General features: G+C 39.5%; 11 protein-coding genes. 1 reads left to right on the forward strand and 10 read right to left on the reverse strand.

Going from position 1 to position 14684, the window contains the following annotated elements; genetic code table 11:
* Positions 1-12: 12 nt before the first annotated feature.
* From melB (DWY31_RS08110) to DWY31_RS08155, 10 genes are all read right to left on the reverse strand, one after another.
* Complete coding sequence (gene melB, locus DWY31_RS08110) at positions 13-1431, reverse strand: melibiose:sodium transporter MelB (RefSeq protein WP_118519973.1); 1419 nt, start codon at positions 1429-1431, stop codon at positions 13-15.
* Positions 1432-1603: 172 nt separating this feature from the next.
* Positions 1604-2536, reverse strand: coding sequence for an AraC family transcriptional regulator (locus DWY31_RS08115; RefSeq protein ID WP_021860075.1), 933 nt, complete (start codon positions 2534-2536; stop codon positions 1604-1606).
* Between the two features lie 51 nt (positions 2537-2587).
* Positions 2588-3397 (reverse strand): helix-turn-helix transcriptional regulator, encoded by an 810-nt coding sequence (locus DWY31_RS08120; protein ID WP_117537057.1) that lies wholly within the window; start codon positions 3395-3397, stop codon positions 2588-2590.
* Positions 3398-3734: 337 nt separating this feature from the next.
* The gene (locus tag DWY31_RS08125; protein ID WP_118519974.1) at positions 3735-4736 is read right to left on the reverse strand and encodes a galactose ABC transporter substrate-binding protein; all 1002 of its coding nucleotides are present in this window, start codon (positions 4734-4736) and stop codon (positions 3735-3737) included.
* Between the two features lie 9 nt (positions 4737-4745).
* Positions 4746-5357, reverse strand: a complete 612-nt coding sequence (locus tag DWY31_RS08130) for a hypothetical protein (RefSeq protein WP_117537059.1) — start codon at positions 5355-5357, stop codon at positions 4746-4748.
* Positions 5344-7083, reverse strand: coding sequence for a cache domain-containing sensor histidine kinase (locus tag DWY31_RS08135; protein WP_118519975.1), 1740 nt, complete (start codon positions 7081-7083; stop codon positions 5344-5346). Before DWY31_RS08135 ends, DWY31_RS08130 begins: the two co-directional genes overlap by 14 nt.
* Positions 7073-8671: a response regulator gene (locus tag DWY31_RS08140; RefSeq protein ID WP_118519976.1), complete on the reverse strand. Its 1599-nt coding sequence runs from the start codon at positions 8669-8671 to the stop codon at positions 7073-7075. The genes DWY31_RS08135 and DWY31_RS08140 overlap by 11 nt, the downstream gene beginning before the upstream one ends.
* 122 nt (positions 8672-8793) lie before the next feature.
* Entirely contained in the window at positions 8794-10182 is a 1389-nt protein-coding gene (gene melB, locus DWY31_RS08145; protein WP_021860068.1) for a melibiose:sodium transporter MelB, read from the reverse strand.
* Between the two features lie 312 nt (positions 10183-10494).
* Entirely contained in the window at positions 10495-11268 is a 774-nt protein-coding gene (locus DWY31_RS08150; RefSeq protein WP_118519977.1) for a sugar phosphate isomerase/epimerase family protein, read from the reverse strand.
* A gap of 74 nt (positions 11269-11342) precedes the next feature.
* Entirely contained in the window at positions 11343-12512 is a 1170-nt protein-coding gene (locus DWY31_RS08155) for a leucine-rich repeat protein (protein WP_021860066.1), read from the reverse strand.
* Between the two features lie 334 nt (positions 12513-12846).
* Here DWY31_RS08155 and DWY31_RS08160 point away from each other — a divergent pair, with 334 nt between their 5' ends.
* Positions 12847-14634, forward strand: a complete 1788-nt coding sequence (locus DWY31_RS08160; protein WP_118519978.1) for an aminopeptidase P family N-terminal domain-containing protein — start codon at positions 12847-12849, stop codon at positions 14632-14634.
* The last annotated feature ends 50 nt before the right edge of the window (positions 14635-14684 follow it).

The following is a 14684-nucleotide window of genomic DNA, read 5'->3' on the forward strand; positions in this document are numbered from 1 at the left end:
TTTACATTTAAATTATGCATCCTGCTTTCTGGCATGCATTTCGTTTACTTTTCTTGTAACTTCTTCCATCTTCTCACCTTTTAAAATATAATATTTTTTGTAAATACCAAAACTAACAATTGCGAGAATAATCGGAATGATAATCATCAATACGCGGATTCCTAATACGGTTTCTGCACTTTGAGCTGTTGCTTTTGCATTGTATCCTACAATCTGAAGTCCGATTCCGGTTAATCCACCTGCAGCAGCTGTTGCTGCCTTCATAAGAAATGTCTGTGCAGAACAAGTTACACTTTCATTACGTACTCCGAATTTTACTTCTCCATAATCAATTACATCTGCCATACAGCAAGTTGTTACACCAAGTGAAAGTCCTGAACCAAAGAACAGCAGTGCACAGCAGATTACAACCAATACCTTGCTCTGCGGAGCAACATATCCTGCTATTCCAAGAAGGATGAAACCCGCAATCGGAAGTCCACATGCAAATGCATACACTTTTTCACGGCTGATCTTGCTGGCGATTTTCGGGAAAAATACAAGTCCGGCCATTTTAGCGATGATCGCAAATCCAAAAATAGAATACAAATATTCATCATGGCAAACGCATTTGAAATAATAAACAGCAAAACTTTTTGCAATCTGTGTACAAAGATTAAATGTCAGAAGCAAACCTATAAAAGCAAGCAGCTGATCATTTTTCACAATTACGTGAAATGCCTGTTTCAAACTTGTTTTTTCTGCTGATGCACCAACTGTAGATTCTTCTTTTACATTGAATACCGTAATACCGATCGTAATGATAAATACGACTGCGATAATAATAGCAAATAAAGTGTATCCTTTTTCTGCATAAAGATTACTTTCTCCTGCAAGCTTATTCAGATGATTAATAATATATAGACCAAATGTTGCTACTGAGAATCCTGCAAGACTTGCAAAAAATCTCGGAATGACAGATACTTTTTCACGTTCATGCGGATCATTGGTCAAGTTTGGAAGCCATGACCAATATGGAACATCCATAATGGTATAAGTCATTCCGTATAAAATATACATTACAGATACATATACATACAAGGCAGTTCCTGATAAATGAAAGCTATGGAACAGTAAAACAAATACAACAGAATTCACTAAAGTTCCGATCACCAGCCAGATTCTAAATTTACCAAACCGAGTATGTGTATTATCTACAATCATTCCCATCATCGGATCATTGATTGCATCCCAGATTCTTGCTACAAAAAACAGTACTCCGACGAATGCCGGTGCCAGATACAAAGTATCTGTAAAATAAAGCATTAAAAATGCTCCTACCAGATTACAGATGGCATCTTTTCCAATAGCTCCAATACCAAAACATAATTTTTCTCTCGTAGATGCGTATTTATACTGCGAATTTCTCTGATTTTCTTTTTGAGTCGCCATAATTCTCCTCCTCTAATATTCCTTTATTTATTTGTTATCTGAGTGAGGAATCTTGTGCACTTGTTCCTTTTTTCCATAATGCAAGTATAACGCGAAAAAAAAGACATCCGTTATACCATTTTGTTAAGAATAATATCCCAAATGTTAGGTATATGATGTCTTTCAGAACATTTTATCTATTACTTTCTTTATTTTTCTCAATATCTTTTACATAAATCGTTTTATGTTTTTGATATTCTTCCAATTCATTTTGTGCAGAAATCAGTCTTGTTCTCGCCTTCTTACGGTTACTGTTCCGATATACACTTGGTGTCATTCCTATTTTCTGTTTGAATACTTTTCCAAATGCCAGCGAATTGCGATACCCACAGGAAACTGCAATGTCTTCAATCGACTGTTCCGTAAGTACGAGCTGTTCTTTTCCTCTTGAGATTCGAAATTCTGTCAGAAAATCTTTTGGCGAAATTCCAAGGCTGTTCATAAAAATTGTATATAAATAACTTCGGTTTAATGCCAGATATTCTGCTATGTCTGCAACTGTGATACCTTGCGAATAAGAATTTTTAATATAATCAATCGCTTCCTGTACATGCATGCTTTCTTTTGTATTATCTGCATATTCTTTAATCTCAATGCCTCGTGCCAGCACCGAAAAAAACTGGTACAACTTTCCCTGGAGATAATACAGATTTTCTGCTGTTGACTGGGTATGACGAAGCATTTCAAAAACGATTTCTTTTAATTCATCTCCATATTCACATTCACAGGTCAGCTGTCGCCCGTTTAGTCCCAAATCCCGCACGAATCTGGAAGCTTCTGTCCCTCCAAATCCGACCCATAGATATGCCCACGGTTCTTCCTTGTCTGCCTGATAAAACGTCAGACTTTCCGGTTCAATTAAAAATGCCTGTCCTTCTGACAGATGATACTTGTTTTCCCCCACCTGATAGATGCCTTTCCCTTTCATTACATAATGTAATATATAATTAGGCCTGGAGGCCGGTCCATAGCTATGCAGAGGTTCACATTCTGCATAGCCACAAAAACTTAAATGAAAATCTTTAAATTTGGGTTTTAATAATTGCAATACATAAGAATCTTCCATAATAACGTCCTCTTTTTACAAACACAAAATAACTGGATGTTCTTTTCATTTTTACAAACTGATAACACCGGAATGTTCTCTCCATTTTTTCCGATATTCGCTCGGTGACATCCGGTAACGCTCTTTGAATGCACGGTTAAACGTCCGCTGGCTTTCAAATCCGCTGTCCAGGCAGATTTCTATGATTGAATCCCGGGTATTTTCCAGTCGCGAACATGCATAGCGGATTCTCGCATCATTTACATACTGATTAAAATTGCTGTGAAATGTTCCCGAAAACACACGGGAAATCGCATATTTACTTACGCACAGATCCTGTGCCATCTTATCCAACGTTATATTTTCCCTGAAATGTCCGGAAATATATGCTACTGTCTGATAGATCAGATCATCACTTCCAACCTTGGATTTTTCATCCAGATCAAGAAGCGGTACACATCTTGCAAGCACGATCTGTAAATACGCTTGCAGAATCGTGAACTCCCTTTCCTGCGTCAGCATCATACGGTACAGCGCATGAATAACCTCTTCTCCCAGTTCGCTCCTTTTGATCACTGGCATGACAGGTGCATATTTCTGTAACTCTTCACCGAAGGATCCGATACTTCCTGCCGCTATATTTACAAGATAAATTTTATGTGCATCTGCGCCAAATACCTGATAATGGTGGATGATATCCGGAAATATAATTCCCATGTCTCCTGTTTCCAGATGATAAAGCTCCTGTCCGACACCCAGCTCCAGCGTTCCTTCCGTCACATAAACAAGCTCCAGCGTATTGTGAAGATGCGGCGCAACGTGACGTGCCCTCTTCTGCACTGCCTGGATATTCTGTTTTGTATTTTTATATTGTAAATGCATAATCTCTTGTCCGCCTCTTTTATTTTCTGCTTTGCTTTACTCTGTATCCAAGGTTATCACTTTGATATTTGAAATGCAATATTTGTCTACTTTTTTGTCCGATTTGGCAAGCATTATCTGTATTTTCATCTTATAATGACCATGTAATCAAGAGAAAGGAGTGAATCGATATGATGAAAAGAATTAAAAATTACTTGCACGAGGTTATGGATTTCTATGGTGCTAATTATTTATATCTCGCAGCAATGTACCGTCACTAAAAAAGGACCTGCGGACTGCATGGTCCTTTTTTCATGCTTATTTTTATACTTACTTTCAGCTTATAATCTTAAGCCTTTTATTCTCTGCAGCTCGTCCTCGTGATTGCATGAGGTGTGCTGTACCAGACTTTCTTATATTTTTTAGTATCCTCTTTTAAAATCGCCTTCATCAGCTGATAAATATGTCCAACCTGGTCTTCCATCTTGTTGTCAACCGTACCGTAGATCTCTCCTGTCATGATCTTCCGATTCATTTCCGGGCTATTGTTAATTCCAAGGATTACCGGCATCTGCAAATGATGTTTTTTATAATAATCGTAGACGCCCAGTGCCATATCATCATTGTTGCATATAACGGCTTCCGCGTTGTTAATTATTTCTTTATCCAGTTTTGCAAATTTTGTTGTCGCCAGCTCTCTCTTCCAGTCCGCTGACAGATTTGCTCTCTGATTCATAGGCATATCTTCGCTCGACTCAAGAAATCCATTTGTCCGGCGAATGGCATCAAAATGTGTTTCCTCTCCTTCTACAAGCACATAGTCCAATTTCCCGTTTTTGTTCCGGTCAATCTTTCCTTTCTGTTCCTCCCAGATTTTCTTTAACATTTCTCCCTGCATGGCTCCGGCTGCTTTTGCATCTGTTCCTACATACCAGACTTTTTTTACAATTTTCAGATCCTTGTCATCTGCTTCACGGTTAAATAATATGACCGGAATGTCCGCATCTTCCGCATCATTGATCATGCTTGCCGCAGAAGATGGCTCTACCAGATTGACAAGAATTACATCATACTTCTGTGCATACATGCGCTGTAGCTGCTTTTCCTGCTTCCGGCTGTTTCCTTTTGCATCGTAAATCTCGTAGGAAACTTTCTTTCCTTCTATTTTCATCTGTTCCATCTTATCCTGCAGATCCTTTATATAACTCTCCATAAAAGTATCATCCAGATCATACGCTGCAATTCCTACATGCACGTACCGGTCTTCCTTTTGCGGCATTTTCCATAGGATAGTAAGAATGACCAGGAACATGAAAAGTCCCACTAGTATCAGATTGTATTTATCCATTTTTGATTTCATTTTTGCTCCTTATCCGGCAAATAATGCATCATATTTACCGCTTTCCATCGTCTCTCTGTCAAGCTTTACCGGCTTCAGAGTGATCGTTTTCATCTTCATGCTTTCGTATCCGAGTTTATATGTATTTTCCAGCAGGATCTCCTTTTTCTTCCCGTTTTTTACCTGCTCCAGAACCGATGTCTTTACCGGAAGCCGGTACGCTTTTTCTTTACTCTCTGCAAAGGAAGCGTAATACTTAAATTCTTTTTGCATTCTATCTGTCACAGCAAGAACATCCTTATAAACATAGCCATCTGCTTGTTTCTCCAGATAGTTTTCCGGATAGACAAGCACGACACCTTTTGAATTATTTTTCTTTTCTTCTTTTATCAGCTTTTTCAGTTCTTCTGCTGACATCTGTTCTTTGTACCAGACATCTAATTTCACCTGATGATCGTATGCATAATCGCGGATTCCATCCTGTAATGCCGACAGATCTTCCGGTTCATTTTTCGGAAAAACAACTGTCATTCTGCTTCTTTTTTCTATTTTGCTGTGCTTCGTCATAAGCCCGGTTGATACCAGTGCGATAAGCAGAAGCAGCAATATCAGAACTGCATGTTTTTTTCTACTCTGTCTCATCCGTTTCCTCCATCTTCGGAATTGTAATTGTCGCAGTTGTTCCTTCGTCCAGCTCACTCGTGATTGTGATTCCATATTCCTCACCATAGATCAGCTGGATCCGCTCATTTACATTCCGCACACCGATTCCGGATCCACGCTTGCTGGATACCACTTTATTGTGCATAATATAATCTATTTTTTCCTGCGTCATTCCAAGACCATTGTCTGCTACATCTATTCCTATATTTCCGTCCTTGTCATAAATGTGGATCTCAATCTCGCCGTCTTCATACATGCCTTCCATTCCGTGATAGATTGCATTTTCCAGAAGTGGCTGTATCGATAACTTCGGACAAAGGTATTTCAATAACGCCGGATCTGCTTTTACTTTAAATTCAAATTTATCCTTGAAGCGGATATTCTGGATTGCGAGATAGCTGGTCGCATGCTCCAATTCCTTTTCCAGAGGGATCATATCTTTTCCCTGGCTTAAGGAAGTCCGGAAAAATTTTGCAAGCAATGAAACCATCTCGCCGGCACCTTCATATTCTTCACTGCGGATCATCCAGATGATCGAATCTAATGTATTATATAAGAAATGCGGGTTGATCTGGGACTGCAGAAGCTTCTTCTCCATCTTCTGCTTCTCTCTTTCATTCTCACGGATTTCTTCCATCTGCTTCTGTAATTTATCTGCCATAATATTGAAATGTGCACTTAAATTTTTCAGCTCACCGATTCCTTCTTCTTCTGCTTTTACTTCATAATTTCCTTTTCCAAATTCCTGCATCGTCCGAAGCAGTCGGTAAACCGGATTTGTAAAACTGCGAAAAAGCAGAATATCAAAGAAGATCAGAATCACACCAACGAGCAAAAGTGTAAACCATGCCACGGAATAGAGATTCTGGGTTTCCAGATCCAGACTGGACATGGAACTTACAAGCACAACATTCCAGCCGGTATAACCGATCTGCTGCCGCATGAGCATCCATCTTTCTCCGTCTGCCCTGTATATTTTGTAATTTTTACTCGCAAGTGCCTCCTTTATCGTCTTCTCCTTATAAAGGCCGGAAACAATCTGTTTTTCAAATGGGTGATATAATAATTGGTTATCTGCATCTAAAAGATAACAATATGCGGACTTCTGATTTTTATAATGCTGCAAAACAGAATCCATCGAATCCGTATAATAATCCAGCAGAAGAACTCCTGATTTCATACTTCCATGATCGATATATTCTACATAGCGGCTGATTTCGTAAATATAGCAGGACTCTCCATTCAGCAGTAATTTCTTCTGTCCATAATTTATCGTCTCTATGTTTTCTTTCGCCTGACGGAACCATGTCGTTTCGCGAATCTCTTCTTTCTGCATATTTTCCATATTCTCAGAATGCCATAAATCTCTGCCGTTCGCATCATACAATGCTGCCGCATAAATCGTGTCTGTTTCCCGGTTGATACGCTGCTGCATTTCTTCGCTGAACAATCTGCCACTCACATCATATTCCTTGATCTCCTGATAATATATAGAATTTGTCAGATCATTCATGTTGTCAATTTCTTTTTCCAGGCTCTGTGCCAGTGCATTTTTTTGTTTTCCTGTTTTCTCAATCGCATCTTTCTGAAAATATGTAGAAAAATAATAAGAAAATAACAGCATGCAACTAATAATACAAACTGCAATAGATGCCGACATCACAACCGGAAATACAAGTCGGATGCTTATTTTTCTATTTTTCATGTTCCGCTCCTTCCAGTTTCCTGTACTTCACCGGTGACATACCGCAGTTTTTCTTAAATACATAGCTGAAATAATTCGGCTCCGGATAACCTACCATTGCACCGATCGCATGGCTCTTATAATCCGTCTGCAAAAGCAGTTTCTTCGCTTCTTCCATTCTGCGGCTGATCAAATAATTCAAAAATGTGCCGCCCGTCTCCTGCTTGAATATTTTTGAAAAATAGGATGTGCTGACATGCAGTTCGTCGCATACGGATTCTACGCTAAGATCCGGATTCTGGAAATTCTCTTCTACAATCTTTCTCGCATTTTCCGCCAGAATTACATTATTATCTATCTGCTTTTTCTGGATCAGCGAACGGATGAGCTGGCAGTAATTCATCAGCCAGTGATCCAGTTCTTCTCCTGTACTTAAGGAAAGGATCTTCACTGCCATCTTCTTGGAACCGGCAAATTCTGTATCGGATGTGATTTGATATTTCTTATAAAATCTTGCAAATGAAAAGGATATCTCCAGAATGACAATCTGATATTCATTCAGGTTATAATGCCCCTTATGCAGCCATGCAAGTAATTCTTCCACCTGATTTTTCAGTTCTTCTTCCGAACAGTGTGTAATGCTTTTTCCAATCATTTCTACCTGTGTGTTCCAGTCATCTTCCACTTCCTGCAGAGGCATAATATCATTGTAATAAGTATAACTTTCTTCCGGAAGGACGAGGTTATAATCCAGCGCCCCCACCGCCTGTTCGTATAACACCGGCATATCTTTCAAGCGTTCCGCATTTCCACTGATCCCACAGGAAATCCTGCTGCCAAAAATACGCTCGATCAGCACAGCCGTCTCGTCGATCGTCCGGGTGATTTTCCCGATATCGTGTTTTTTGTTACTGCCAAGGATAAATATTTCTTTATCACTCATACCAAATTCATACACATTTGCAATCTTTTCCAGCGCTTCCTTTAATGTCTCTTTGATCGACAGTTCACTTAAGATATCCTTTTCCTCGCCTTTTTGCACTTTGACTGCTACTACTGAATAAACAAAATCTGAAAAATCAAGCTTTAAACTTTTGATCTGTTGTTCCCGCTCTTCTACATCCATTGGCTCGGTAACAAGACGGGTGAAAAACTGCTGCCTTAAAAGTGGGAGACTCTCTGCATAGGCATGTTCCAGCCGGGCACGGTTTATTTTCTCATCGTATTCCCTGTCCAGTTCTTCATGCATATCTGTCAGAAGCTTTCGCATCTCATCATAGTTGATCGGCTTCATAATATATTCCGACACACCATAGCTAATTGCAAGGCGGGCATATTCAAAATCATCCCATCCGGAAAATAGAATGATCTTCGTATTCATGTAATTTTCATGTATGTTCTTCGCCAGTTCCAGACCATCCATAAACGGCATCTTGATATCACTGATCACCAGATCCGGGTGATATTCTTCCATGAGTTCCAGCGCTTCTTTTCCGTTCTGTGCCGTTCCCGCAACTGAAAATCCAAGTCCCTCCCAGTCAATACCTCGTTCCATTCCATGAAGGATCTGCTGTTCATCATCTGCTAAAATAATTTGAAATGTCCTCATTGTCACACTCCTCATATTCATCTTATATAACCAATAGCTTTTCCCCATATTATAACACAAGACAAGCCGATTTTATCCCTCTAAAATCGACTTGTCTTATTTGTTCACTATGATTATTTTATCTATTCTTCAACCACAGAACCAGTGATCTTTGCTACGACTTTTTTCATAAATTCATCACTTAATTTGTATTTACTCTTAAATACAACATATGCAAGAATAACTCCGACAGTCGGTACAACACACATTAAAATACGGATGGAATTCTGTGTCGCAAATGACTGAACAGCATTCGGAACATATCCTGTAAGCTCCAGAACAAATCCAATTGCCAATGATGTAAATGCAGCCGTCAGCTTAACGATCAATGTCTGCAGAGAGAATACAACTCCTTCATTTCTGTTTCCGAGCACATACTCGCCATAATCTACGACGTCAGCAAGGAATACAGTTGCACATCCAAGTTCCAGACCGGTTCCTGTCTTAACGATCACACCTGCAATTGCAGTCAGTGGAATATTTGTCGGGCATACAAAGCCAACAACTAACAGAAGAATTAATCCAATCGGCGGAAGTACACATGCCATTAAGAATGCTTTCTTTCTGGATAAAATTTTTGTAACTTTCGGGAAGATCAGAAGACCTACTACCTCGGCAACAGATGCACTGATCATAAATGCAGATAACATTCCTGCATCGTTACATACATAACTGAAATAGTATGTTGCAACTCCCATGATAGCCTGAATTGCTACGTTATATAAGAGGATCAGGAGAACTGCCCATCTTAACTGGTCATTTTTCTTAATGACTGTGAAAATATCTTTGAATTTCATCTTATCTTTCTTATCGACATCATGCTGGATCTTTGGAAGATTCAGTACACATACTGCCATTGTAAAGATAAATGTTGCTGCAATGATTAATGCAAATCTGTGGTATCCTGTGTAATCTCCACCAAGGCCTTTGATGATCTGTACACCAAATCCTGCGATGATCAGTGACTGACCGATACTTGCGAAAATACGTGGTAATACGGATACTTTCTCACGTTCCTGCGGATCAGAAGTCAGGTTCGGAATAACTGACCAGTATGGAATATCCATGATTGTATAAGTCATTCCCCACAGAACGTAAATAACGGATGCGAATACGCAAAGGCTTACACCTGATAAATGGAAGTCTGTAAATACGATCACAAATACGAATGCATTGATCAGAGTTCCGATTACAAGCCACGGTACGAATTTACCGAAACGGCTTCTTGTGTTATCAACGATCATTCCCATGAACAGGTCGTTAAACGCATCCCAGATCTTTGCTACAAAAAACATAGTTCCGATGAATGCCGGTGCTACTTTAATAATATCTGTAAAATAGATCATGGAAAATGTTGCGATCATTCCATAAATCAAATCCTTACCCAATGCCCCAAACGCAAAGGAGTATTTTACTCTTCCAGGAATCTTACCCTGGTAAACTACACTACTTTTACTGTTGTTGTTCTCCATTCCCTTTATCTCCTTCTTGTGCTTTTCTTTACATGCACTTATCTTTAATGTGACTAAAGTTTAACATTCGAAAGGAAATATGAACATTTGATATTCTACTCAAAAAATATGAATTTCTATTTTTCCTCGTTCTTGCCACATGAAACCCGGTGTGCTACAATGCCTTCAAGCGAAGCTGGGAAAACGGTCTGTTTTCCGCAAACTTATATCTACGGCACAAAGTCTTTATTGAATTATGTCAATCGAAAGGGGATGCGAAAAAACTCGATTGAGTTTTTTCGCATCTCCCTTTTTTTTAATCGATAAGTCTTTTTACATACATGAGAGTTTTTCCCAGGATTGCAAAATCCACTCTTTCTTCGCACATTCGATTGTATATGTCAGCTCTTTCTGACAGCCGGTTTCTCTGCGCCTTTTTTCTTCCTGCATAAATATCTCCTGAATTTTCTCCCACTTCAGATTACCGTCTCCGAGTGCAAGATGCGCATCTCTATCACCATGATTATCATGTACATGAATGTGCGTAAGATAAGGATTTAATCCCTGCGCCCATTCTTCTACCGGCTGGGCTGAATAGCAGTTGGCATGTCCGATATCCAGACACAAGCCAAAATTATCTGCCTCTACCTGATCTGCAACCGCTTTTAACGACTCCCATTTTGGATCTAATACATTTTCCAATGCAACTTCTATGTCTGAACGTCCTTCCAGAAACTGGTTCATAAATTCTGCAACACGCTCTGCCCATCCTTCCAGAAAATAAACCTGTGGATAATAACAACTATGATATATGATCTTTTCTACGCCCAGTTCTCTTGCTGCTTCATAGGACTGATCGAAGCGAAGTCTTGTCACCTGACGGATCTGGCTGTCATACGCCGCCGGATTCAGATCCAGAAACGGACCATGCAGCGTAAGATGTGCGGCTTCCATTACGTGAAGCCTCTCTTTATATTCCGGCAAATGTTCTTCCCAGTGTTCCAGAACATCTGCAATGGAAAAATCGATACTCTCCACGCCCATTCCTGTCTGTTCTATTATTTCTTGCATCTCATTATCTGCGATCAGGTGACTTGCGTATATCATAGTTAATCCTTTCTTCTGTTATATTTTTTTGAAAAGTCCCTGCTATTATGATCCCGGCTGATTATTTCGCAGTGTTATTTTACTCTCACAGTTTTCACTTCACTCCATCTGGAATGATATTTTTTCCCTTTGACTGTTTTATAAGTACAGGCTTTCACATAATATTTTCTGCCTTTTTTTAATCCGGTAATTTTCTTTTTTGTTGTCTTATTACTCGGTATCACCAGTTTCTTCTCCGTGCCTTTTGCGAAATTCTTATTTGTGCTATATGCAATCTCATACCCTGTTGTCTGTATACTTTGTTTCTGCACTTTCACTGTAAATGCTTTCTTTCCGGCAGATATTTTCACAATCTTTGTACCTTGCGGCTTAATGATAAAGGACAGTTTCTTCGTGAATCTGTACTTATTATATCCATTCACTTTTACCGTATAAGTACCAACATACTGTCTTCCTGCAGAATATTTTAATTTATAGTCGCTGTCTTTCTCAAGTACTTTTCTCTTTCTGTCTTTTACGATAACTTCCGGTGTAATCTTTTTACCGGTATACACATAATTTTTCTTTTGTAAATATATGGATTTTATAAACGGAATTTTCTGATCTCCTGCACTGTCTACGTAATCTCCACAACCACTGCAATAAATTTCATAACTACATTTTCCATCCTTTTTCAGTGTAGCCATTACAATATCATCCGCAACATAAACTCTTCCCATATACATATGATCGCAAATGACATCCTGTATTACGTCCGGATCAAAAGCTTCTTCATCCACACCCGTAGAAGACATGATGGTTACAAAATCCAGTTTCGGGCAGTTTTTAAATGCATATTTTTCAATTATTCTTACAGATGATGGAATCCATACCCGACTTAAATTTGGCAAATTTTCAAAAGCTCTTGCTCCAATCTTTGTTATATTATCCTTTCCTTTCACTGATTTGATTTCCACTTTCTCAATCTGATCCGCAATTCCATTCCACGGTCTGTCTTCCGGATTTTTATAATCTGGAATCTCTCCTTTCCCGGAAATCACAAGCGCAGTCTCCACCTGTTCCTTTTCATCGACTACATCCTTTTGTTCTTCCAAATACCATTTTAATGTTCCAACTTCTCCACTTATTTTGTCTGATGCATATGCAACCATCCCCAATTTTCCTGACATGAATATCAATACAAGGAACAATGTTGCAGAAAGTATAACTGTAGTTACATGTTGTTTCCAATGTTTCTTTTTCATACGCGTCTCCTTTCTGTTGATTGCTTCTACTCCCCTAGTATATTATCTACAATAAGTATAAAGGATATCTCTCATTCATACAACTATCCAAAGGTCATAAAAACCTCCAGAGTAATATTTCTTACCTTTGCATAGCTTAATGTGTAATCTTCATTTTTGAAAAGATCCTTACCATTTATACAAGCATTAGATATGTAGCGGATGGAATTTTTTATATAACTTAACGCGATCACAAAAATTTGACAATATTCTTCCTGTTCATTTATTAACGATTGTGCTACAATCTTTGTTTGGAAGGTATTTCTATATAAGAAAAATGAAGGAGGTTTTTATTATGACAATACCAGAAAGAATCTCCGCTCTTCGTAAATTAATGGAAGAACGTGGTTACGACGTTTACATGATTCCAACCGATGATTTTCATCAGAGCGAATATGTGGGCGATCATTTTAAAGTAAGGGAATACATGACAGGTTTCACTGGCTCTGCCGGAACTGCCATTTTCACAAAAGACCAGGCTGGTCTGTGGACTGACGGAAGATATTTCCTGCAGGCTGAGCAGCAGTTAAACGGCACAGGTGTGAAGCTTTATAAAATGGGCGAGCCTGGTGTACCGACAGAAGAAGAATTTATCGCTTCGGTACTTCCGGAGAATGGAACACTTGGCTTCGACGGACGTGTTATCGCTATCGAAGAAGGTACTGCACTAGAAGCAGCCGTTGCAGCTAAAAATGGTAAGATCAACTATTCTGAAGATCTGGTAGATAAGGTGTGGACAGACCGTCCGGCACTTTCTGAAAAACCGGCATTTGCTCTTGGCGAAGAATACACCGGTGAGAGCACAGAAAGCAAACTTGCTCGTGTTCGCAAGGCTATGAAAAAAGCCGGCGCTGATGTGCATATCATCGCAGCTCTTGATGATGTATGCTGGATCACAAACCTGCGTGGAGATGACGTAGATTTCTTCCCGCTGCTTCTTTCTTATGCCATTGTAACAATGGATGAGATGAAGCTTTACATTGACGAGCGCAAGCTGAATGATGATATGAAAGCGGCTCTTGCAAAGAATAACATTACACTGCATCCGTACAATGCAATTTATGAGGATATCAAGAACTTAAGCGCTGATTCTACTGTTCTTGTTGATCCAAACAGATTAAACTATGCATTGTTCAACAACATTCCGGACGGAGCAAAAGTTGTACAGCAGGTAAATCCGACAATTGCTATGAAAGCAAAGAAAAATGATGTCGAGATCAAAAATATCATTAATGCACATAAAAAAGATGCCGTAGCCATGACGAAGTTCATGTACTGGCTGAAAACTAACATTGGTAAGATTGAAATCACAGAGTTAAGCGCTGCTGCCAAACTGGAAACTTTCCGTAAAGAGCAGGAAGGTTATCTGTGGCAGAGTTTTGAGCCGATCTGCGCATCCGGCGAACATGGTGCGATCGTGCATTATGAGCCGACTCAGGAAACAGATATCCCGCTTACTGAGAACGGATTATTCCTGACAGATACAGGTGGCGGATATTTAGAAGGATCTACAGATATCAGCCGTACTTTCGCATTTGGTAAACTGACACAACGTATGAAAGAAGATTTTACAACTGTTCTTCAGTGTAACTTCAATCTGGCACATGCCGTATTCCTGGAAGGAACAACCGGTTACAATCTGGATGTTCTGGCAAGAATGCCTGCTTGGAGACGTGGTATCAACTTCAACCACGGAACCGGACATGATGTCGGATACCTAATGAACATCCACGAAGCATCCTGCGGATTCCGCTGTGCAATCCGTGAAAAAGAGCATGCACCTCTGATGGCAGGTCTTGTAATCACAGACGAGCCGGGTATTTACATTGAAGGAAGCCACGGTGTCCGTACTGAAAATGAACTGCTTGTAAGAGAAGGCGAGAAGAACGAATATGGTCAATTCTTATATTTTGAACCAATCACTTACGTTCCAATCGATCTGGATGCCATCATCCCTGAGATGCTGACAGATCAGGAAAGAGAACAGCTCAATGACTACCATAAGAAAGTTTATGAGATTGTTGCTCCGCACCTGAACGACGATGAGCGTGAATGGTTGAAAGAGTATACAAGAGCCATCTAACGTAATAAGACCTTGAGCCACTATGGCTTAATCTAACTAATAGCAACACG

It is taken from the genome of Dorea sp. AF24-7LB (genome assembly GCF_003478575.1).
Taxonomy (GTDB): Bacteria; Bacillota; Clostridia; order Lachnospirales; family Lachnospiraceae; genus Dorea_D; species Dorea_D hominis.